This is a genomic window from Photobacterium carnosum, from assembly GCF_021236965.1.
GTDB classification, from domain to species: domain Bacteria; phylum Pseudomonadota; class Gammaproteobacteria; order Enterobacterales; family Vibrionaceae; genus Photobacterium; species Photobacterium carnosum.
On the sequence record NZ_WMDN01000003.1, the window covers coordinates 263,274 to 283,365 of the forward strand.

Consider the following 20,092-nt stretch of genomic DNA (forward strand, 5'->3'; position numbering starts at 1 on the left):
GTGTTAAACAATAAAATTGACCAACTGATAGCGGCACTCAATAACGTGATGGGTGTGATTAATGGCAAGTTGCGATTAAAAGCTGACAAAACAGAAATCTATCCACGTTCTTATCTTGATGATCCGCTTTCTACCTTAGGCGCTAACACAGCAACGGCGAATAAACTCAAAGTCGCACGCACCATAACCCTTGGCCGCGATGCAAATGGCTCAGTGTCCTTTGATGGTTCGGGTAATGTCACATTGCAGGTCACCATTCCTGCACTTGATGATAAAGCCGACACGATTGATACCTTAACACCGGCACAAATAGATGCCCGTATTAAGCAATTAATAGGTGTGGCACCTGAAGTATTAGATACCTTTGAAGAGTTGGCCAAGGCACTAGGTAATGATCCGCATTTTGCTGCCACTATGACAGCAGAGCTAGCCAAGAAAGCTAATGCCAATCAGGTCTATAGCATCACGGCGGCGGATGCACAATTTCTAACTAAACGAGGTAAAGCGGCAGATACCACGCTGTTTGGTGGTAATGCGCCCGCTCACTATGCAACCTCAGGCCAAGTATCCATATTAGAGCAAGAGATTGCGGATGGTTTTACACGACTTGCAGCATCGTTCAATGATGCAGCGAATACAATTAATGGAAGTTAATCAATGAGTTTAGAACAACAAATAGGGGCATTGGTTAAAGCCTCAGAAAACCTTACGGGTGCCGTGAATGGCAAGATTGGGACAATAGATAAGCGCATGGATAGCGCTGAAGCCCAATTTGATGAATGGCGTAATAAAAAAGATGTACTGGGTGATGAAAGTATTGCTGGTGCAATGAGAATGAGCATTTTTCAAGGACAAGTTATCGGAACTGGTGGTGTGCAAGGGGTTGCTGGTGTTGGTGGGTTTTCTAATCCTGATGATTTAGGAGCATCCGGTAATGTATTTATACATTTTAAAACGCCTTTAAATATTAATAAAAACAATGAGATGTTTTGGTTTAACATCCGTGGCTATAGTTATGGTACAGCTAAGATCATTGATGAAACTATCGTTGGTTATTGTTACTCAGTATCTCGATCATTATTAAATCAAAATGCCTTTGGTAATTTTACGCCGGCAAGTTATGCCGATTCAAATGGTAATGTAATTCTACGTATTAAAATACCTTCTATTTATTTTACTACGTGTCGTGTAGATACGATGCGTGTGGGTAATGGTCGTTTATTTAATGTTAATGATTTGAAGGCTAAATTTAGTTTATCTGAAACTGTTGTATTTTAATTAGGTATATTTTAATGATAAATCAACCAACTCAAAAAGTGATTCAACTAATGAACTGGGCAGCGACTCGTTCTCGTCGCGATAATTTGATTTTAGAAACTGATTTCATGCAAGTTTCTGATTCACCATTAACATCAGAAAAGAAAGCTGAATTTACAGCTTATCGCCAAGCTCTTCGTGATATTCCCCAAACTTACGATAATCCTGATGACATTGCATGGCCAACGAAGCCAACCCTTTAGAAACCGCTCTAGTTGGCGGTTTTTTTATATCTAAAATCTGAGTTAATAAGGAACAACATGGCAACCTTGAATCAAACAGGGCTGCAAGATCATCCGATCTTGCAGCCTTTTCGTTTAAATGGGCGTTGGTATTCACCTACAGATAACACTATTGCTTTGCATCCAACACAAACAGCTTTTCTGTTGATGAATGGCAAGATTGGTAAACCGGCACAACTTCCTACCCAACAACAAGCCAAAGGACAGTAACAATGAGTTCATTAGCACCCATTCAAGATTTTGAATTAAACGGGGTTGAGGTTCGTACCATTGAACCGCAACCAAGTATGGGGCCATTAGCGCAACAGGTGGTGCACTTGATTGGTACAGCTCCCGATAAACGCGGCTCTATTGCTTATAACGAGCCAACACGGTTATGGAATTATGCTGATGCAATGATGGCATTAGATTCAACGGGTAACCGTCAAGGTTCGTTACCTACCGTGGTGCGTTACTTGTTTGAGTACGTGAAATGCGCACTCTATGTGACAGTAGTAGAAGTTGGTGCGACTACTGCAGCAACAGAAGCTAATGTGATTGGTGGTGTGGATTCAGCAACCGGTGCCATTCGTGGTTTGGAAACCGTTAAGGCTTGTCCTGAAACACCCACTATTATTGCCGCCCCTGGTTTTCATTCAAAAGCAGTAGGACAAAAGTTAGCGTTAATTGGGCGCGATGTACGTTGTCGTCCTGTACTTGATGGCCCAAACACCAATGATATGGCAGCGGCAGAGTTTGCGGCAGAGTTTGGCGCTGAAGGGACGGGCGAAGATAAACTGTGCATTATCGATCCTTGGTTTATGAAAACTTACGATGGCGTACAGGTATTAATGCCAGCATCCATTGCATTAGTCGCGGCAATGGCTTCGGTATCAGGTTGGGAAAGCCCACAAAATCGCTCTGTGGTGTGTGATGAAACCGCCCGTAATATTGCTTATAAAATCAATGATAAAACCACGCAAGCGAACTTTCTGAATAAGCATGGGTTGGTGACGATAGCGCATACACGGATGGGCGGTTATTCGATCATTGGTAACCGCACTAATACCGGACGTTTTATCTCCCATGTTGGTTTAGAAGACTTGATGGCACGTAAGTTAGAAGAAACCAGCCAACCGTTATTAGGTAAACAATTAACTGAAGAGTTCATGCAGCAAGTTGTTGATCGTTTAACCAATTGGGGACAAGACTTAGTGGCGCAGACCGTGATTCCGGTATTTAAAGCCTTTCTTCATCCCACTAAGAATACGTTAGAAAACTATACATCGGGTCGGTGGTTCCTATGCGTGAACTATGGCCGCTACTCACCAAATGAACACATGGTGTATGAAATGAGTGTTGATAACGGGTTAATTGCAGCATGGCTTGATGAGGTGGTAAATGGCTGATCGTATTCGTATGCGTATTACGGCACAGGTTGAATCTGTGCCATTGATGAATGAAATTGTGGACTTTACACCACCAGAAGTAAAAGCCAAGTTAGCCAATAACGAAGGGGCATTTGTGGCTTCTGAAGATACCGTGGGCTTAGAAAAGCTCAGTTGGTCATTGAAAGTGAAAGGCGAACATGGGGTGTTATCGCGCTCTTTGGGTAAGTACACCATGGGTAATGCTCAGATTAACGTGGTTGAAAAAGGCAAAAGTACTGATGGCATTCCTTATGTGGAAACCTATTCAATGTATGGACCGATCACGGCCATTAAGAAAGAAGCGGTGAAGATGGGTGAGAAGCCAACCATTACCATTGAAGGGACCTGTAAAGCTTATACCCAACATGATACTGGCATTATCGTTCACGATATTAATGTGAATACCGGTAAAACGATTGTTGGTGGTGTCGATTTGATGGGATTAGCCGGCATCATTTCAATCTAATTTTATCTTGAATAACGAATAGCGCCTACGGGCGCTTTTTTTGATGAATTTTTTGGAAAAACAATGAATAAACAAATCATACTTCCGTTTTTTACCCGTACAGGTAGCCATAAATTAACGATTAATACCATTACCTTAGGCGCGTTTCGTAAGCTGCCTTTTGTGATGAAGGATGATCTGTCTGCAGCGGAACAATTTAAGCAGTTTAAGGCGATGATTTTAGCCTGTACGGACTTAACACCAACTGAGTTTGAAGAGCTGTCGGTGCCTGATTTCACCCAATTACATCAAGATATTCGTGCTTTTATCTTAACGCCATCCGATGAAATGAATGATCACGCATTAACAGGTAAAGACTTTGAATTTGATTTGGCGTTTCCGTTTACCAATGAACTAGAAGAAACCATTAGCCACATTAAATTTGCTGTTCCTAAGGTGAAACATTCTGAAGCATTGGCAGATATTGATGATCATTACGAACGTGAAGAGTTTATGTTTCGGGTGGTATGTCATTTAGATAAACAAGATATGGACGCCATGGCATTGAATGATTACTTAGCCATTAAACCGCAGGTGGGCGCTTTTTTTCAACTTGCGGGGGATTACTTTCGCCCCGTGACGTCGAAGCTCTGATTGATTTGATCCCAATGCACCGAAATACCACTGAAAGTGAACTCAGAGAATGGTCACAAGACCAGGCATTACGGCGTTATGAATTGATCTTATCTAAGCTCGGAGTCAAACAATGACCGAAAAGATTAGTTTTGTCTTAGATGCGTCAGTCAAAGGTGTTAAAGACATTGTTTCAACCACGACCGCGACAGAACGATTAACTGCAGCATTGGCAGAACAACGGGGTGAGGTTCAGTCATTAAATGGTCAGCTAAAGGGTATTAAAGGCTTTGAAGCGGCAGAGCTTAGAGCTGAAAAGCTGTCTGCTCAATTAGCTGAAACCAAAAGTACCATGACGTCTCTTAGTGCTACCATCGCTGAGAGTAAGCAGAAAACCACCCAATTGCGGGGTGAATACAATTTAACTCAGAACGAAATTCGTGGGTTAAATAAGGAAATGCAACAAGCCTCAAAGGAAGGGGCACAGGTCTTACAAGTTAAGCTAAAAGAGGCTCAACTTCGACTTGAATCACTCAATACTGAGATTTATCAGAACAAAGCCCAAACTAATAATCTCTCTGTTGCTTATAAACGTGCCAGCGGAAAAGTGGGTAAGTTAACCGACAGGCAAGAAAAGCAACATAACACGCTAAACAAGTTAAAAAGCTCACTGCAAGCGGCGGGTGTGAGTACCGATAAGCTTGGTGATGAACAAAACCGTTTAAAACAACAAGCTGATAAAGCCACCTTAGCCCTTGAAAAGCAGAATGCTCGTTTAAAAGAGATGCAATCAATCCAAGGTCGGATTGATAGTCGTAAGGCGAAGTTAGGTGAAATAGGCAGTGAAGCAACAGGATTAGCGGCAGCGGCAGCACCGATTGTTGGTTCTATTTGGACAGCGATTAAAAATGAAACCTCATTTGCTGATGTAAAAAAAGTCGTCAACATGAGTGATGAGCAGTCCACCGAATTGAAATCGTGGGCGCTGAAAACCTCAACCACAACACCCATGAGTGCCGATAATATCAATGCGATGTTAGCGGCAGGTGGTCAAAGTGGTATTAAAGACATCAATGAACTGAAAAGCTTTGTACTTGATTCTTCTAAGATGGGCGTTGCCTTTGATATGGATGCGGGTCAAGCCGGTGAAACCTTATCAATATTTAAGGCGGCATTAGGTGTTGATCAACAAGGGGCAATGAATGTTGCTGGTTTGGCTAACTATCTTTCAAACAACTCAAATGCCAAAGCGAAAGATATTGCGGGTGTGATGGCGCGTGAAGGGGCATCTGCCAAAACAGGTGGTTTTAAAGTTAATGAGTCCACGGCATTATCGGCTTCATTATTGTCATTAGGCATGGGTGAAGAGCGTGCAGCAACAGCCTTGAAGAATATCTCCGGTCGATTGACGTTAGGTGATGCAGCAAGTGGTACTCAACAAAAAGCGATGGCCTCAATTGGTTTAGATGCTGATGATATTGCCGCAAGAATGCAAGATGATGCATCAGGCACCTTGATTGAAGTGCTTAATGCCGTTAATCAGGCACCAAAAGAAGATAAAAGCGCCATATTAAGTCAGATATTTGGTGAAGAAGCCAAAGGTGCAGTGGCATCCCTATCGGGCAATATGGCGAATTTCACTAAGCTGTTAACGCTATCAAAAGAAGATTCTACCGTTCATCTTGATTCTCTTGACCAAGAATACAATGCCAGAATCAGTACTACAGGTAGTGGCATTGATATGTTCGTGAATAAGTTAAATCGACTCAGTGTAGTGTTTGGTACCGCGTTATTGCCAGCTCTTAATTGGGTACTTGAACCGTTAGGTAAAGGTGTTGATTTACTGGCTAACTTTGCTGAAGCGAATACTGGTGTCACTCAAGCGGTGGGTATTGGTGTTGCAGCGTTTATTGGTTTGAAAGGGGTGTTATTAGCGGGGAAAGCGTTATCGCTCGTCTTTGGTAATTCGATGGATAAAACCCGTTTATTTACGAAAGGTTTAAATCGTGAAACCCAAGACGGTGGGCGGATTGCGGCATTGGCTGCCAAACGTTGGCGAAGCTTAAATGCGGCTGTTTCATCTAGCCAAGGGCCAGAAAGGAAAGGCAATAGCAGTGTAGGTAAAGAAGCCCGTTCTCGTAAAAAGCGTAAAGGTCGTCGCCGTGTTCGTGGTCGCCGTAAAGGGTTAGGTGGGCTACTTAGTTCTGTTATGGAAAGTCAAATGGCTCAAAAGGTGGGTTCTGGTGCTCAGTCTTTGGTAAGTAATGTTACCCCTAAAGGTGCAGCTATGGCCTTAGCGGGTTCTGGATTAGCTTTAATGCCTATGGACGCGATAGCATCAGATGCAATGGATGTGATTGGAATTGGTGGTGATATTGCTGAAACTGCGGGTAAAACAGGACTAACCAAGGTATTGAAACCATTAGGAATGATGATGAATGCCTCTTCCGTTGTTGAAGGTGTCATTAATGGAGATATGGAACAAACAGGCGGTGCATTGGGGGATATCGGTGGTTCTATGGGCGGTGGTGCGTTAGGTGCTGCTATTGGTACTTTCATTTTACCTGGTATCGGTACTGCGATTGGTGGTTTGTTGGGTTCTATTGCGGGTGGCATGGGCGGTGAAATGCTCGGCGGCTGGTTTGGCAAGAAACTCGATTCACCTGAAGAAACCGCTAAAAAGGTTGATGAAGTTCAAAGTAAAGAGGCGATGGCCAAGCAAAGCCCACCCATATCTTTTTCACCTACTTTTCAAATAACAGCTGCAGCGGGTCAAGATGAAAAGCTGATAGCGCAAGAAATTACCCGTCAAATGAACCAACAATTATCGTCATTAATGGGTGAGAACACCTTATCCACCCAATTTAGTTATGCCGCTATTGATAGAGATAGCTAAGGATCGTTATGCACCATTTAGTGATTGGTGAGTTCGTTTTTTCTGTGGGTGATAAAACACCAATTATGAAGTTTGAGCGAACTTCACCAGGCGCGTATTCAGAAGTCAGTTTGATTTATGACGCTCGCTCTGAAATGACCGGAAAACCGCTTGAAACCCTTGATATAACGGCAAAATGGTTGCAATACGGGGCGCAAGAGTCAGTTGAAAAGCTCCGAACGTTAATTGAATCTCCACAACAAGTCAGTGATGGCCAAGGCATTAACTTAGGTAAATGGACGATTCAACAACTGAAAGAAGGTAAGTCGGCATTGATCCATAACGGCCAAGCCATGGTGACAGATGTCATGCTGCAATTGAAGGAGTACCGCGAGTGAAGGTAAGCGCCAAAGCCGGTGAGTTGATCACCGATTTACTCTATAAGCACACTGGCCAAGATAATGACCAATTAGAACAAGCCTTCTATCAATTAAATCCTCACGTTCGGCGTGAGGTTTTTTTTGTCGATACCGAAGTAGTGTTACCTCAAGTCAAGCAGGTACCTAAAACTCAACGTGTTACTAAATCATGGGATTAAGGAATGTTTCATTTAATAGGCAATAATGCTGATTTGATTTTGGACCGTTTAAAGTCATGGCGGTTGAATGATGGCAACGGTACCGAAGGCGATAACGTCACTTTGGTGGTGAGCTCTGATGATGTTGATGGACTGCCACCCAAAGGTGAACGTTATTCGGTGCGATTGGGGGATGTTGTACGGGATAGTTTTCAGATATCAAAACGGTCAGTAAATTTATATCCACGAGAGATCACGTTAGTTCTCACTGTTGCGCCTTTCTCTATCAAAGATGAAAGTGGTTATCGTGAACGTAAGTCGTGCAGTTGGGATAAAACAACAGTAGGACAAGTCGTGTATGACTGTCTTACCCCTCATGGCTTTGATGTTTTTGTTCATCCGCGATTACAAAAAATTGAAATCGAGCATATTGATCGTTCTGATGAAAGTACACCTGCATTTATGAACCGCTTGGCTAAGTCTTATGATGCAATAGCGAAACCTGTTGAAGGGCGGTTTATCTTTGTGCCAATGGGTGAACAACGTAGTGCTTCAGGTAAGCGTATTGAAAGCGTTACGCTGTCACTCCCTGTGGTGAATCATCCGGGCAATAGTGACTTTGTTAATGTGTCAGCAGAGTTAGACGGTCGCCAAGATTTTAATGGTGTTAAGGCTTTTTATAGTTCAACTGCAGATGGAAGCCGGCAACAAGTTAAGGTGGGGAGTAAACCGTTTAAGTCGTTAGGCAAAGATAAGAACACCAAGAAGGAAGCAGAACAAGCGTGTGCTGCCGAGCTTCGAAAAATGCAACGCCAAGGACGAAAGATCAGCATTGAAGCACCGCCTAATCCCACCATTTTTGCTGAAGGGTTAGTGCTACTTGATGACACTTTTCCTCGTGCCTTCAAAGGTCAATGTTCTGTTGATCAAGTGTCGTTCTCTGGCCAAGGATTACAACCCAATCGAATGAGTATTCAAGCAACGTTAATAGGTGAGTAATGATCACAAACAGTAAAATTCGCTTTAATCAACATGCCTTCTTTTCTGCAACCCTCCCCGTAAAAATCTCTGATGCTCAAATCAAACGTCATATTAATGATCAACGTGTACGCCAATTAAAAGATGTTCGATGCCCACTTTACTTGCGGTTTAATGCATCTCGAACCGGTGGAACGTGGTGGTTTTATCGTTATGAAGCAGGCAAACAATACCCATACCGTATTGCTAAATATCCTGGTACTCAGGCCAAAGACATTATGGATGTGGTGAGTGCGGTATCAGTCCAAATAGCCAAAGGAAAAGCCATTGAATGTAATCGCTTTGAAACGGTAGATCAGCTGGTTGATTGGCATGTTCAGCGGCAATGCACCTTAAAACGTTCCACGAAAGAGCGATTGAATAACCTAAAAAGTATGGCTGAAACCCACGTTATGAGCCTATTTCATGGCGTTGCTATCACTGATATGGACCATCAAAAGATAGACAGTGCCTTGATTCAGCCTATGTTTGAACAAGGCTATTCAGTGAGTTATGTGAGGGCGAATTTCTTCTTATTGAAAACAGCTTTCTCTATCGCTAGACGATTGAAACACATTACCGCCAATCCACTATCAGAGGTGCAATTTAAGACGTTTTTTCCTGAGACTTTCTCTGTTACAGAAGCTCAAATCAAAGGCTGTCGAGTGAATACTGAAGACCTGATTGATATCTTGCCGGCAATTGGCCAACAGCAACCACCACAACGATTACTATTGATGATGATGTTAGCGCATGGCTCTCGTATTGGAGAGACTAGAAAGGCAACATGGCGGAATATCAGCTTTATTGAAAAGCGATGGTTAATCCCTAAAGAAGATGCCAAGAATGGGGTAGCAATGAGCTATCCACTTACCGCTGAGATGATTGAACTACTACGTTCATATCAAACATGGCAACGTGGACTAGGCTATAACAGTGATCACTTGTTCCCGTTATCTCGTTGGAATAATCAGCCAATCCACAGTGCTAAAGCCAGTGAATGGGTGCGAGGAGTATCAAAGCAAGCATGGAGTGCCCATGATCTTAGAAAGCGAGCACGTTCAATATGGGCGGAATTGGGGGTTGATTACATTGTCTGTGAATCTTTACTTAATCATGCTCGAGATAAGCTAGATCAAGCCTATATCCATACACATATGGAATTACAGAAGAAAGAAGCGTTAGAAATGTACCATAAATGGCTTAAAAAAGGATGGTGTACCTGTCTAGCACCTGTCTCGATTCAAAATGACACCCTCGATAAACCCTTATCCAGACTGGCTTGAAGCCACTTTTCATTATAAACCTCAGCGGATGATAATAAGAATGCAGATTTGTACGAAAAACGAACAAATCAGTGCTAATTTGATGGGATCAGCTCGCGTTGTTCCTCATCAAGTTGGCCTAATAAAATTGAGTAAAACCCAGTTGAAAGTTCTGCAGTTAATAATTCCTGGTGAAAAGGTAACAGCAGAGCAGATTGCCGAGCGTTGTGAGTTGTCGAGTTCGTGGGCTAGTACTTTGTTGAAGATGGTTTGGGAAAGGGGGTATTTGGTAAGAGGTGGCCATGTTCGAATGAATGGCGGACTTGAATTTGTTTATTCGTCAGTATGAGTTTGAATGAAAGTTATAACAATGTTGACACTGGCAGTTAAGCATACAATAATTGGTGTTATAACAAAGTAGCCACGTAAAGGTAATGTATGCGTACTCAAGTTAGAAAGATAGGTAACAGCTTAGGTAACATTATTCCTGCTGCTTTTATTCGTCAGTTGAGTCTTGAAGAAGGCACAGAAATCGAAGTAAAAACAGAAGGCGGTAAAATTATTATTGAGCCAATTAAAGCAAAGAAAAAACGTTTTCCATTTAGTGAAAAAGAATTATTACAAAGCATGAATGCGTATACTGCTCATGCAGATGAAATTGCGGTTGTTTCAGCCAAGGAGCTAGGCGAGTAATGGTGAAATATATACCGCAAAGGAACGATATTGTTTGGTTAGATTTTGAACCAGTAAAAGGTAAAGAAATTGGTAAATATCGTCCAGCTTTAGTGCTATCGAGCAAAGAGTATAATCAGAAGTCTGGACTATTAATTTGTTGTCCAATCAGTACAAGCATTCGTGGTGGAGTGACAGAAGTACCTGTTAAGAACCTAGATAAGCCATCAGTAGTGGCAGCAAGTTTGATTCAAACCCTGTCATGGGCCGACCGTAGTGCTAAGTTAATTACGACTGCAGACAGTGGTGTAATGGAAGATGTACTGTTGAGAATTATTCCATTGATTGGTGCTGACACGCTGTTTGAAGATTAATTTCAGTTAATGATGAAGTGCTTTGTAGTTATTGATTTTTGACTAAATGAGCTCTTCTTGTATAATGATTAAATAAGCCAAGAGAGGACTTAATTATGGAAAAAATCGAAAGAAAAGTAATTGAAAATCCATTTGGTAAAAAAACAGATTGGAAAAATCCAGGCGTTACAATGTCTGAGTCTCGAAAGCGAATTCGAGCTAAGATAACGAAGAGAGGATTGCTTGATTAAAGTTGTTGTAATTCATGACCTTTGTGATGATTGTTATCTTAGTCCTCCCGAACAATTTATAGTTGAGCAATTTAAGTTATATAAAGAATTGTCAATTCAACAAAATCCGAATGATAATTTTGCAGCTCCTAATGAAGAATCAACTCAACGTCAGGAGCCATCTCTTCATAGTTTTTTTGGTAGAGATCGAATTTTTGATTTTCCAAAAGATTTATTAGCAAAAATTTGGATTGATAATTTAGCACATATCCATATTGATACTGATGCTGAATGGTCTGAGCCACCTAAAGTTCAATGGTATACAACGTCTAAAAATGCCCTCATATATTCAGCATTCAAATATACAGATAAAAAGGATGATATTAATGAACTTGTATTTGTAGTTCATGAAATACTCTCTGATTTTGATCCTGAAGATGAAAGCGGGGCTCATAAATATTATAAGCGTAGTTATATTGAAGAGTTATTAGTGCTGGCTGAATGGCATAGAGAAAACTATCCGAATAATCAAGGTTGTTTTGTTTAAATATAACTTACGTATAGAAGCGGACCTTTATGGTTCGTTTTTATTTGTAGAGATAAAACATTACTTGATTATATATGACCTATTTATATTGTTAGGTTCTTCTGGGCGTTCAGAAACTTCAAACGAGGCAGACTCTCGGGAAATAAAAATTTTCTGGTTCTCTTAGCCACCACCACCGAGGTTGGTGATTTAGACTATTTTCGGTGGTAAAGGGAAGATCGTGATGCGTAACGCTACCTAAAAAATATTCATATCGTGGTTACTACGGTAATGACGAAATTACTAGGCCTAAAATATCCTTGGACATAAACTGCTTTGGCTCTTTAATTTATTAAGGCTGGCAGGTATTAGGAAAATTAAGGGTAACTCTTGATTTCTTTTCAGTATCATCCTTCATGATTTTTTTAATATTTACTTATTTGAGGTGGTTTAGGCTTGTCCAATATTTCGGATATGTGTCGGCTACGCGGATACATATTCTTATTTGTTAAATTGCGTTTAAATGAGCTAAAAAGCCGTCTGCGTACTCAGATAACATCATCGTGCTATAGTTTGTACAACCACTCGACCAAGGAGAACTTTCAGGAGAGAAAATTAATTGCATTGAGTGCAAATCACTCAATAGACGAGAAGATGGTATTAAGTTAGACACTCCCTCACATTGTTCGATCTCTTGTCTTAATATTGCTTCATATTTAGGTAATTCAGACCCTGATTTATACCGATCACGGATCTTAAACAAGCGTAATAATGCTAGGTGACTTGCTGTTAATTGGCTAATTGTAGAAAGATAAATTGAGTTCAACTCTTCACTAACGTTATTGGTTTTAATTGAATTCAAAATCAACTGTACAAGAGCGTCATGAGTAGAAACATCACTGGTCTTTAGAGCTATATCTGTTGACTTTAGAATTGCACTTAAAACTGCATTATGTCGATCTACATCTGCTTTAAGCCTCTCCATATCTATCGAAGTATTATTAAACGCGTCGGTAAGGGTATGAAGCCAACGTGTTCTCCGTGCATTATATGGGTCTTCAACAATAGAGTTCAATAACTCAAGGGCTGTTCCAGAGAACATTGGGGATAAGCCAATCCCAGCTCTTACAAGCCTATGAATCTTATCGCCTGTAGGCTCTATCGATGGGGCAAATTCTTCTTTATTTATCATCATCATTTATGACTTCCTACAAACTAAGTAAATTTAATATTTATGATTTCTATTGCCGATACTTTTTAACGAATCAATACCCAATTCACGAAGCGTATGATGATCTTCTCTGTAATCTGATGTCTGATTGTTATCTCTTGTGATATCATAATCGGTGTCATTCCGATGCTTTTTTGCATGAAGATCGTTATAAGACTCTGATTCTCGAATTTCTTTTTCTATTACAGCTTTTTCAATTTCTTTATCGTGAAGACTTTTAAGTTCAATTAACTTGGAGTAGACATTTAAAAGACTTTCATTAATGCCTTCTTGTTTAATTAAATTCTCTAGGAATTCTCTACAATTATCAAAATCATGACTGTTCATTTTTACATTCCTTACCAAGTACGCTTTGTATACAGAATTATTAATAAGTATTTTTACTTTCACGTAAAATATGCTTTTAAAAAATAATTATCAATATATAAATGTTAGCTTTTCTTTATATTATGGAAACTATACGGAGTAGTGTCATTCAGTCAGTAGAGAATGATTTAGGCTATGCTAATTTAATGGAATTAATATGTGCTATTGTCCCTGAAGTGTCCTTAGTAACAAAGAAAGTCATTTGGCTATTTTATATCAAATGGTTACAGGTGACGTATTAGAGTCAATCCAGTATAAGCTTGGTTCGTTGGTTTTTTTCATAGTTTTCCCAAAAGCCGTTGGCTCAATATTAAGTTACCGCAATTAATGACACGCTGCATATCAACTTAATATTTTCTTAAAGCAATACGTTATAAAGCTAAGTATCCCGTAACTGACCTAACAGAGGCAAGTTTTTAGGGAAAATAAAGCGTCCCCATCGTCATTCCCTACAGTGAATGCTCGCGGAGGGCGATAGGGAATCTACTATTCGCGTGTTGTAGGGTTATTTTTTACTGTTTTGCATTGGCGTTATTAATGCTCAAACATGTGGTGAATCGATCACTGATAGCTCATCCAATAAAGCGAACCATAATCAACACGCCAATAAGACGCCCAATACCAACTAAAGCAAGGGCGATTTTAGAACGAGTAATGGCAACCTACGATGATGTGTTGTTCCCTGGTGGTGATCTTGATAAGCCGATAACTATTTCAGCCGCTAACCGTTATATCCGCCGTATAAAATATGGCTTACCCATTGACGATTGGTGTACCCATGATTTTAGACGTTCGTTATCCACCTGTGCATCAGAGCTTGGTGTAATGCCACATGTAGTCGAGAAGATGTTAGGCCATGAGCTGTGTGGGATATGAGCAGTTTATAACAAACATGATTGGTTGAAAGACCAGTTAGAAGGGTATGAGCTGTATGCTGAGAAGCTGGATAATTATTTGAAGTAGGTTTGGTTATGGATTTAATCTGTGTTGGATATAGTTCCTAATACGGAAATGTCCCTTTATGGGTTCGACCTAATATTTATTTATATACTGTTCATGCTCTTAAACAGCTGCAAATAGCGACCAGAGGTGAAACATTACGTTTAATGGAATATTGGCGTGGTGTTTACCTTGAAAAGGCGTTAACAGCGTTATGTGCGACTGCAATAGCTGAAGTGACTCAACAGAACGGCCAAGTGTGTCCAGAGTGTAATGGTAGTGCCATTGTGGTGGATAAGAACCGTAATCGTTGTAAGTGCCAGTGTTGTAAAGCGGGTCGTATTGTATGGACGCAAGAAACGCGCTTTGCGTATTTTGCTCAAGTTCTGCCTGTGATTTATAGTCGATTTAAGCGTTATAACGTGGTGTTGAGTCAGTTGGTGGAGAATAGAGTGATAGCTGTTATGGCGATGGAAGAGCAAGTTGAGAGGGAGAGTGTTTTAATTGTTGTGTAGATGTTTCTTTTTTGTGTCTTTGTTTTTTATTAATCCTATTTAGATCAAATTGTTAGGATAATTACCTTATTAGGTTGATATAAGTAATGTATCATATTGTGATGAAATCATAATGTAGATATTAGTAAATGCTACTTAATAAAATATATAGTAATCTTTTGCCTATAAAAGATTACTTAATTGATGAAGTTGTTTTGTTAAATGCTTGGAAAAAAGCACATCAGCATATTAGAGGAATGAATTCTTATGTCGATTGTTTAGACTTAGATAAGTCAGCTTTAGAGCTAGATAAAAGAATTAGTCATATTTCATCATCTTTAGATTCTGAAAGTTTAAATTTATCGGATCTTAAACTTATACCAATACCAAAATCTCATACTTGGGAGTTTATAGAAGACAATACTGATAAGAATATTTCAGGAAAAGATAAAATACTTTTAAAATGGACACCAATATCGACTGATAATGATAGTAAGTTATTACAACCAATGCGGCCATTAGCTCATGTATCTATAGATGATCAAGTATTATTTACTGCATTAATGATGCTTATTGCAAATAAGGTTGAATCAATTCAAGGTGATCCTTTAACTAGTTTTGATTTTGTTCATGAAAAAAAATAATTAACTATGGTAATAGATTATATTGTAGATATAAAGATGATGAAGCTAACTATTCATGGGGTAATAGTAACGTATATAGTAAATTCTTCAAAGATTACCAACAGTTTTTATCTAGACCTATTTATTTTGGAAGAAAAGCAAGACAGATAAAAAAAAGTGATGAGCAGATATATGAAGTACACTTGGATTTTGCTAAATTTTATGATTCAGTAGATAGAACTTTACTTGTTGAAAAAATATCCGAGTTGATTAAAGATATAACTCGTAAAGATCCAGATAGCTGTATGAAATATGTGTTAGATAGTTTCGAAAATTGGAGTTGGAGTAAAGAATCTATAAGTTTATATGATGATGTTTGTATAAATAAAGATATTACTAGTTTAGAAAATAAAAAAGGTATACCTCAAGGTTTAGTTGCAGGAGGATTTTTATCTAATATATATATGTTAGAATTTGATGATGCTGTTTCAAGTTGTATTGGTAAACCTTTATTTGAAGATGATATATTTCTAATAGATGCATGTCGTTATGTGGATGATCTCCGTTTAATCGTTAAAGTTACTAAATTTAAATATACTGAACAAGAGATAGCTGAAAAAATATTAATTGCATTTGAAAAGTGTACGAAAGATTTGAAGCTTAATATTCAAGAAAAAAAAACAAAAGTGAAGATTTTTAGCTCTAAAGAGGGGGCTGTGTCTGCAAAATTAGCAGATATTCAAAGCAAAGTTAGTGGTCCTATGCCACTACATGAACTAGATGAGCAATTAGGCCATCTAGAAGGGTTAATTGAACTTTCAGATAATTTGAATATATCGAATAGTGACTATAATAACGTAAAAATAAATTTTGTAAGTCAATTAGCTTTTGTTGATACAACATTTAATGATGTAAGAAAAGATACTATATTACGATTTACTGCAAATAAGATACATAATCTATTAAAACAAAAACGTAATATGATTGCTCAAGATGTTAATGATAGAGGGGAGCCTATTGCTGGAAGTTGGGATTATTTACAGGAAAGAATGGCGCGAAAATTAATTTCTAAATGGGCAAAAGATCCATCATTAACTCTCCTTTTAAAAAAAGGACTTGAACTATTTCCACATATTGATTTATTACGACCTGTAATACAAAATTTAGAAGACGTAAGAAAAAGAGATAATAAGGAATTAGTTTTATTAGCTGAGTATTGTTTGAGTGAGATTTTAAGGCATTCTGCAACAGTTATTCATATAAAAGATAAATGGTCTTTTCCTGCTCATTCTGATTATCAAGGATATTTTACTTTTTTAGAAAATTATGCATCTTCACAATTAAGTGATCTTGGTGATTTGCATGATGCTCTTCGTGAGCAAATATTGTTTTTTTGCTTAATAAGAAACGATTCAGCATTAAAAAATGAAATGTCAGATAAAACTTTTAATATTATAACTCAAATAATTAATGGTTTTAGAACAATTGATATTGATATTAGTGAAACTGAATTGACGACGGCAATATTATTAGCATATCAGATAGCATCAGATAAAAATAAAGTAATTAGGTCTATTGAAAGTACATTAGAAAAAATAAACAGTAAAATGTTTGATTTTAATTTTGAATTTTGTACCGTAACATGGATACCATTTTCTATTCCTCCTGAAGAAGAAAAGAGTAAAACTCTTAACTATCACAATTTAAAATCAATTTGTAGATCTATTATGTTAGGTGATCCAAAGTTATTTGAGATTATTTATAAATCATCAAGAAAGCAGGGATTAACATGGTATAGAGAAGTAAAAGATATGTCTAATTATCTTGGATTAACAAATGCTTCTAAAGTAAGAGGAAAGTTATCTAGCTACAATAATAAAAAAATATCGTTGTTAGCTATTTTAAGAGCTAAGGATAATCCGTTTAGACATGAAAATGGAATATTAATGATTTTGCAGTCAATATTGAAACAGTTTGTAAAATCAGAAATACCCAATCCAATTGATATTTCTAATTGTACAGTTGAATGTTCTGATTGGGATAGTCTTCTACAATTAAATAATTCAACTAAATTAGATGTTGAAATTAATTATTTGTCGGCAAAGGATAAATTTTTCCATTCACCTCCAAAATGGCTTATAAAAGAACATCATTCATTATATTATATAGGAATGTTTATCCGTAATTGTTTATTAGGCTTGGTTGATTGGAGTGGGAGTTTAACTATAGATCAGGGAAATCCTACTTATCGAGGTATTAAATCAAATTTACTGAAACGTCAAATAGGTATTGCTCACTCTCCAGAAATCTTTGGAGATAGTAAATCACCAATGAGTAATTGGCTCTCTTCATTGTTATTTAAATTACTGCAATGGCCTGGTGTTGATAATGTAAGCGATGATTATGATTGGCCAAAAAAATGGAATTTAATTGAATTAAATAAACTCATAGAAAAAAGAATCGAAATTCAAGGGAAAGGATTTTGTCGTCTAACAAATATTCCAACATATGTTGAAAAGGTTAATCTAAATTGGAGTAAAGACAAAAAAAGTTTAAATGTAATGATGGTGCAACCACTATTACCGATGGAGGCGGATTTTAGCCTTTATGGTTTAAAACTTGATCAGCCGAAATATAGAGCAAAGCATCGTCGGCATATAGCATCAGTAGCAGAGCTTATTCTTCATAATATTGAAACTGTAGATAATTCTAATGAAAAACCAAAATTAAAAGGTAAGGTTGATTTAATTATATGGCCTGAATTATCAGTGTCACCAGATGATTTAGATATTTTAGAACGATTATCTGATAAGACTGGTGCAATTATTTTGGCTGGTATTAGTTTTAGTCATATAAATAATGATCATGAATTAAATAATACAGCCATATGGATAATACCTAATCAAAAAAACTCAGGTCGACGATTTATTAAACGCTTACAAGGGAAGTATAATATGACGATTGGAGAAATAAGGGATATTACACCATGGCGACCATATCAGTTAATAATTGAATTATTGCATCCTGCTTTTAAAAATCAAGAAGGATTTAAACTTACAGGTTCTATTTGTTATGATGCTACCGATATTGAACTTAGTGCTGATCTTAAAAGTAAATCAAATGCTTATATTATTTCCGCAATGAATAAAGATGTAGCTACATTTGATAGTATGCTTGATTCATTATTTTATCATATGTACCAATATGTAGTATTAGTCAATAGTGGTGAATTTGGTGGCTCTGTCGCTAAAGCTCCCTATAGTAACAAATTTGATAAATTAATTACACATACTCATGGGTCTCATCAAGTTTCAATATCCAGTTTTGAAATGAATATGTTTGATTTTAGAGATATAGGATTATCAATGAAATCTAACAAACCGATTAAGACTCGGCCAGCAGGAAATAAGAAATAATTTTTTTCTTTCTTTTATGAATGAAAAGTAATTGGTTTTTTATAAAAACAGAAGTTGAATTGTAGGATAAAATAATGTTTAAAACTCTTTTTGAAACAAATTTGTTAGTTGCAATTGCTAATATAGTTATGGCTATTGTAGCTGTTGTGGCTGTTTTTTTCGCTAAAAAGCAATTAGATAGTTCTAAACAAGAAAGTCAAATATCAACTGCAAAAATAGCATACCAAGATTATTTGACCCTTTGTTTTCAACATCCTATTTTTGCTGATGGAAAGGAATCTGAAATAACACGGAATGCAGATGATTATACTCAATATCGTTGGTTTGTAGCAAAGATGCTTTATTCGTTTGAACAGATTATTGAAGCACTAGGAAATGATAAAGATTGGGAAACTACGCTTTTAAGTCAACTAAAGTATCATTCATGGCATTTAAATAAATCAGAAAGTGTAAAAAGAGGGGATTGGGATAAAAGATTAACAAGTTTAATTAATAAAGCCATTCTCGAAACTTGCTGTACTTGCCCTAAGAAAAAATAGCATTTGGATTATTTCTATTTTTAAATGAATTATTATCTACTATTGACTTAAACTAAGAATCTAGGCAATATCACCACATTGCAGAACCTCACCTACTCGGTGGGGTTTTGTCGTTTTAGGATTCCATTTAATCCATAACCGTCCTTTGAGGCGGTTTTTTATGTCTGAAATTCGCCTATGAGAGAGAAAGTTATTAGCTGGTTTGCCTACCTTTGGGCAGGTTTAACCGGTGTAGCCTCTGGTCTTTCCATGAACGAAATAGGGGTGCTCATCTCTATTTTTGCCACCGTATTTACCGCGTTTATTAACTGGTTTTATCGACATCGAACCCTCAAAGCCCTGCAAAACCATCCAGAGGTGAAGAAAATCCATGAGCAAATTGAAGAAGACTAGTGGCGTTATTGGCTGCTTGGTCGCGAGTGTGCTGGCGGTTGTAGTAGAATTAGTGGGCGAGTACGTTGCTGAAGACTATTTGGTGATGGGGGGATTTTGTGATAGGTCGTTATGTGCGAATGAGCGGCTGGCTTGAATTTGTTTATTCGTCAGTGTGAGTTTGAATAAAAGTTAATAATAATGTGGATGACTAATAGTATTAGAGATGATGTTATTTTCGAAGGTGATATATACCAATTCAAAAAGAAGAACAAAATAAAAACAAACGCTTTCTATTTGATTCTGGTGCAGAAGTTTTGTATTTATTCGACATTAATGTTTTAGCATTTTTCAAGAGTAGGCTGAGCATGTCTTGAGCCGATAAACGCTTAGTTTTTGTTTTGTTCATGATCTCTCCAGCTCTTTTTTATATAGTGGCTTTGTATAATAGTATATTAAATCATGTCCTGAATTTTATGGTTATTTGTTATTTAATATATTTTTTGGTATAGATTGAAGTGGTACAGTTATATAAACACAAACATCAGAAC

Annotated in this window: 26 protein-coding genes; 23 read left to right on the plus strand and 3 right to left on the minus strand. The window is 37.8% G+C overall.

Translation table 11 applies throughout. The annotated features are described in order from the left end of the window. From GLP24_RS04840 to GLP24_RS04915, 16 genes are all read left to right on the plus strand, one after another. Positions 1–654, plus strand: coding sequence for a hypothetical protein (locus tag GLP24_RS04840; RefSeq protein WP_081278114.1), 654 nt, complete (start codon positions 1–3; stop codon positions 652–654). 3 nt (positions 655–657) lie between these two features. After that, positions 658–1,278, plus strand: a complete 621-nt coding sequence (locus GLP24_RS04845) for a hypothetical protein (RefSeq protein WP_232575578.1) — start codon at positions 658–660, stop codon at positions 1,276–1,278. 14 nt (positions 1,279–1,292) lie between these two features. Next, positions 1,293–1,520 carry a tail fiber assembly protein gene (locus GLP24_RS04850; protein ID WP_232575579.1) on the plus strand — a complete coding sequence of 76 codons (228 nt, stop codon included), beginning with the start codon at positions 1,293–1,295 and terminating at the stop codon, positions 1,518–1,520. A gap of 57 nt (positions 1,521–1,577) precedes the next feature. Continuing rightward, positions 1,578–1,769: a hypothetical protein gene (locus GLP24_RS04855; protein ID WP_232575580.1), complete on the plus strand. Its 192-nt coding sequence runs from the start codon at positions 1,578–1,580 to the stop codon at positions 1,767–1,769. A gap of 2 nt (positions 1,770–1,771) precedes the next feature. Then, positions 1,772–2,947 (plus strand): phage tail sheath protein, encoded by a 1,176-nt coding sequence (locus GLP24_RS04860; protein WP_232575581.1) that lies wholly within the window; start codon positions 1,772–1,774, stop codon positions 2,945–2,947. Next, a complete protein-coding gene (locus tag GLP24_RS04865; RefSeq protein ID WP_232575582.1) occupies positions 2,940–3,434 on the plus strand; it encodes a phage major tail tube protein in 495 nt (164 codons plus the stop codon). The genes GLP24_RS04860 and GLP24_RS04865 overlap by 8 nt, the downstream gene beginning before the upstream one ends. A gap of 63 nt (positions 3,435–3,497) precedes the next feature. Then, positions 3,498–4,067 (plus strand): phage tail assembly protein, encoded by a 570-nt coding sequence (locus GLP24_RS04870; protein WP_232575583.1) that lies wholly within the window; start codon positions 3,498–3,500, stop codon positions 4,065–4,067. A gap of 112 nt (positions 4,068–4,179) precedes the next feature. Next, positions 4,180–6,942 (plus strand): phage tail tape measure protein, encoded by a 2,763-nt coding sequence (locus tag GLP24_RS04875; protein WP_232615614.1) that lies wholly within the window; start codon positions 4,180–4,182, stop codon positions 6,940–6,942. An 8-nt stretch (positions 6,943–6,950) separates the two neighbouring features. Beyond that, a complete protein-coding gene (locus GLP24_RS04880; RefSeq protein ID WP_036794900.1) occupies positions 6,951–7,319 on the plus strand; it encodes a phage tail protein in 369 nt (122 codons plus the stop codon). Beyond that, a complete protein-coding gene (locus tag GLP24_RS04885; RefSeq protein ID WP_045044485.1) occupies positions 7,316–7,519 on the plus strand; it encodes a hypothetical protein in 204 nt (67 codons plus the stop codon). Before GLP24_RS04880 ends, GLP24_RS04885 begins: the two co-directional genes overlap by 4 nt. 3 nt (positions 7,520–7,522) lie before the next feature. Next, a complete protein-coding gene (locus GLP24_RS04890) occupies positions 7,523–8,497 on the plus strand; it encodes a contractile injection system protein, VgrG/Pvc8 family (RefSeq protein WP_232575585.1) in 975 nt (324 codons plus the stop codon). Beyond that, the gene (locus GLP24_RS04895) at positions 8,497–9,801 is read left to right on the plus strand and encodes a site-specific integrase (protein WP_232575586.1); all 1,305 of its coding nucleotides are present in this window, start codon (positions 8,497–8,499) and stop codon (positions 9,799–9,801) included. Before GLP24_RS04890 ends, GLP24_RS04895 begins: the two co-directional genes overlap by 1 nt. 417 nt (positions 9,802–10,218) lie before the next feature. Continuing rightward, the gene (locus GLP24_RS04905) at positions 10,219–10,473 is read left to right on the plus strand and encodes an AbrB/MazE/SpoVT family DNA-binding domain-containing protein (protein ID WP_107214036.1); all 255 of its coding nucleotides are present in this window, start codon (positions 10,219–10,221) and stop codon (positions 10,471–10,473) included. Further along, positions 10,473–10,826: a type II toxin-antitoxin system PemK/MazF family toxin gene (locus GLP24_RS04910; protein ID WP_107274097.1), complete on the plus strand. Its 354-nt coding sequence runs from the start codon at positions 10,473–10,475 to the stop codon at positions 10,824–10,826. Before GLP24_RS04905 ends, GLP24_RS04910 begins: the two co-directional genes overlap by 1 nt. A 95-nt stretch (positions 10,827–10,921) precedes the next feature. Then, a complete protein-coding gene (locus GLP24_RS19835; protein WP_269154959.1) occupies positions 10,922–11,056 on the plus strand; it encodes a hypothetical protein in 135 nt (44 codons plus the stop codon). Then, positions 11,049–11,582 (plus strand): type II toxin-antitoxin system YafO family toxin, encoded by a 534-nt coding sequence (locus GLP24_RS04915; protein ID WP_232615616.1) that lies wholly within the window; start codon positions 11,049–11,051, stop codon positions 11,580–11,582. The genes GLP24_RS19835 and GLP24_RS04915 overlap by 8 nt, the downstream gene beginning before the upstream one ends. Positions 11,583–12,069: 487 nt before the next feature. On the opposite strand, the gene GLP24_RS04920 is transcribed toward GLP24_RS04915, so the two are convergent. Further along, on the minus strand, positions 12,070–12,759 hold the full coding sequence (locus tag GLP24_RS04920; RefSeq protein WP_232615617.1) for a hypothetical protein: 690 nt from the start codon (positions 12,757–12,759) through the stop codon (positions 12,070–12,072). A 27-nt stretch (positions 12,760–12,786) separates the two neighbouring features. Continuing rightward, positions 12,787–13,119, minus strand: coding sequence for a hypothetical protein (locus GLP24_RS04925; RefSeq protein WP_232615618.1), 333 nt, complete (start codon positions 13,117–13,119; stop codon positions 12,787–12,789). 576 nt (positions 13,120–13,695) lie between these two features. Between GLP24_RS04925 and GLP24_RS04930 the strand changes: the two genes are divergently transcribed. The 7 genes from GLP24_RS04930 (at position 13,696) to GLP24_RS04960 (ending at position 19,698) form a co-directional block, all read left to right on the plus strand. Continuing rightward, a complete protein-coding gene (locus GLP24_RS04930; RefSeq protein WP_269154960.1) occupies positions 13,696–14,034 on the plus strand; it encodes a tyrosine-type recombinase/integrase in 339 nt (112 codons plus the stop codon). A gap of 230 nt (positions 14,035–14,264) precedes the next feature. Continuing rightward, positions 14,265–14,612 carry a hypothetical protein gene (locus tag GLP24_RS04935; protein ID WP_232615620.1) on the plus strand — a complete coding sequence of 116 codons (348 nt, stop codon included), beginning with the start codon at positions 14,265–14,267 and terminating at the stop codon, positions 14,610–14,612. Positions 14,613–14,740: 128 nt separating this feature from the next. Beyond that, positions 14,741–15,235, plus strand: a complete 495-nt coding sequence (locus tag GLP24_RS04940; RefSeq protein WP_232615621.1) for a hypothetical protein — start codon at positions 14,741–14,743, stop codon at positions 15,233–15,235. Between the two features lie 182 nt (positions 15,236–15,417). Further along, positions 15,418–18,630, plus strand: coding sequence for a reverse transcriptase domain-containing protein (locus tag GLP24_RS04945; protein ID WP_232615622.1), 3,213 nt, complete (start codon positions 15,418–15,420; stop codon positions 18,628–18,630). Positions 18,631–18,704: 74 nt separating this feature from the next. After that, positions 18,705–19,169: a hypothetical protein gene (locus tag GLP24_RS04950; RefSeq protein ID WP_232615623.1), complete on the plus strand. Its 465-nt coding sequence runs from the start codon at positions 18,705–18,707 to the stop codon at positions 19,167–19,169. 177 nt (positions 19,170–19,346) lie between these two features. Further along, a complete protein-coding gene (locus tag GLP24_RS04955) occupies positions 19,347–19,562 on the plus strand; it encodes an HP1 family phage holin (protein ID WP_232615624.1) in 216 nt (71 codons plus the stop codon). Beyond that, positions 19,540–19,698 carry a hypothetical protein gene (locus GLP24_RS04960; protein ID WP_232598848.1) on the plus strand — a complete coding sequence of 53 codons (159 nt, stop codon included), beginning with the start codon at positions 19,540–19,542 and terminating at the stop codon, positions 19,696–19,698. The genes GLP24_RS04955 and GLP24_RS04960 overlap by 23 nt, the downstream gene beginning before the upstream one ends. Positions 19,699–19,800: 102 nt before the next feature. On the opposite strand, the gene GLP24_RS04965 is transcribed toward GLP24_RS04960, so the two are convergent. Then, a complete protein-coding gene (locus tag GLP24_RS04965; RefSeq protein ID WP_232615625.1) occupies positions 19,801–19,950 on the minus strand; it encodes a hypothetical protein in 150 nt (49 codons plus the stop codon). Between the last annotated feature and the right edge of the window lie 142 nt (positions 19,951–20,092).

Excerpts from the sequence above, each read along its gene's own strand:
- GLP24_RS04930 (WP_269154960.1), top strand. The coding sequence starts at position 13,696 with ATGCTCAAACATGTGGTGAATCGATCACTGATAGCTCATCCAATAAAG.
- GLP24_RS04960 (WP_232598848.1), top strand. The coding sequence starts at position 19,540 with ATGAGCAAATTGAAGAAGACTAGTGGCGTTATTGGCTGCTTGGTCGCG.
- GLP24_RS04850 (WP_232575579.1), top strand. The coding sequence starts at position 1,293 with ATGATAAATCAACCAACTCAAAAAGTGATTCAACTAATGAACTGGGCA.
- GLP24_RS04925 (WP_232615618.1), bottom strand. The coding sequence starts at position 13,119 with ATGAACAGTCATGATTTTGATAATTGTAGAGAATTCCTAGAGAATTTA.
- GLP24_RS04955 (WP_232615624.1), top strand. The coding sequence starts at position 19,347 with ATGAGAGAGAAAGTTATTAGCTGGTTTGCCTACCTTTGGGCAGGTTTA.
- GLP24_RS04890 (WP_232575585.1), top strand. The coding sequence starts at position 7,523 with ATGTTTCATTTAATAGGCAATAATGCTGATTTGATTTTGGACCGTTTA.
- GLP24_RS04865 (WP_232575582.1), top strand. The coding sequence starts at position 2,940 with ATGGCTGATCGTATTCGTATGCGTATTACGGCACAGGTTGAATCTGTG.
- GLP24_RS04870 (WP_232575583.1), top strand. The coding sequence starts at position 3,498 with ATGAATAAACAAATCATACTTCCGTTTTTTACCCGTACAGGTAGCCAT.
- GLP24_RS19835 (WP_269154959.1), top strand. The coding sequence starts at position 10,922 with ATGGAAAAAATCGAAAGAAAAGTAATTGAAAATCCATTTGGTAAAAAA.
- GLP24_RS04965 (WP_232615625.1), bottom strand. The coding sequence starts at position 19,950 with ATGAACAAAACAAAAACTAAGCGTTTATCGGCTCAAGACATGCTCAGC.
- GLP24_RS04855 (WP_232575580.1), top strand. The coding sequence starts at position 1,578 with ATGGCAACCTTGAATCAAACAGGGCTGCAAGATCATCCGATCTTGCAG.
- GLP24_RS04920 (WP_232615617.1), bottom strand. The coding sequence starts at position 12,759 with ATGATGATGATAAATAAAGAAGAATTTGCCCCATCGATAGAGCCTACA.
- GLP24_RS04905 (WP_107214036.1), top strand. The coding sequence starts at position 10,219 with ATGCGTACTCAAGTTAGAAAGATAGGTAACAGCTTAGGTAACATTATT.
- GLP24_RS04950 (WP_232615623.1), top strand. The coding sequence starts at position 18,705 with ATGTTTAAAACTCTTTTTGAAACAAATTTGTTAGTTGCAATTGCTAAT.
- GLP24_RS04895 (WP_232575586.1), top strand. The coding sequence starts at position 8,497 with ATGATCACAAACAGTAAAATTCGCTTTAATCAACATGCCTTCTTTTCT.
- GLP24_RS04845 (WP_232575578.1), top strand. The coding sequence starts at position 658 with ATGAGTTTAGAACAACAAATAGGGGCATTGGTTAAAGCCTCAGAAAAC.
- GLP24_RS04935 (WP_232615620.1), top strand. The coding sequence starts at position 14,265 with ATGGAATATTGGCGTGGTGTTTACCTTGAAAAGGCGTTAACAGCGTTA.
- GLP24_RS04910 (WP_107274097.1), top strand. The coding sequence starts at position 10,473 with ATGGTGAAATATATACCGCAAAGGAACGATATTGTTTGGTTAGATTTT.
- GLP24_RS04880 (WP_036794900.1), top strand. The coding sequence starts at position 6,951 with ATGCACCATTTAGTGATTGGTGAGTTCGTTTTTTCTGTGGGTGATAAA.
- GLP24_RS04860 (WP_232575581.1), top strand. The coding sequence starts at position 1,772 with ATGAGTTCATTAGCACCCATTCAAGATTTTGAATTAAACGGGGTTGAG.
- GLP24_RS04940 (WP_232615621.1), top strand. The coding sequence starts at position 14,741 with ATGCTACTTAATAAAATATATAGTAATCTTTTGCCTATAAAAGATTAC.
- GLP24_RS04875 (WP_232615614.1), top strand. The coding sequence starts at position 4,180 with ATGACCGAAAAGATTAGTTTTGTCTTAGATGCGTCAGTCAAAGGTGTT.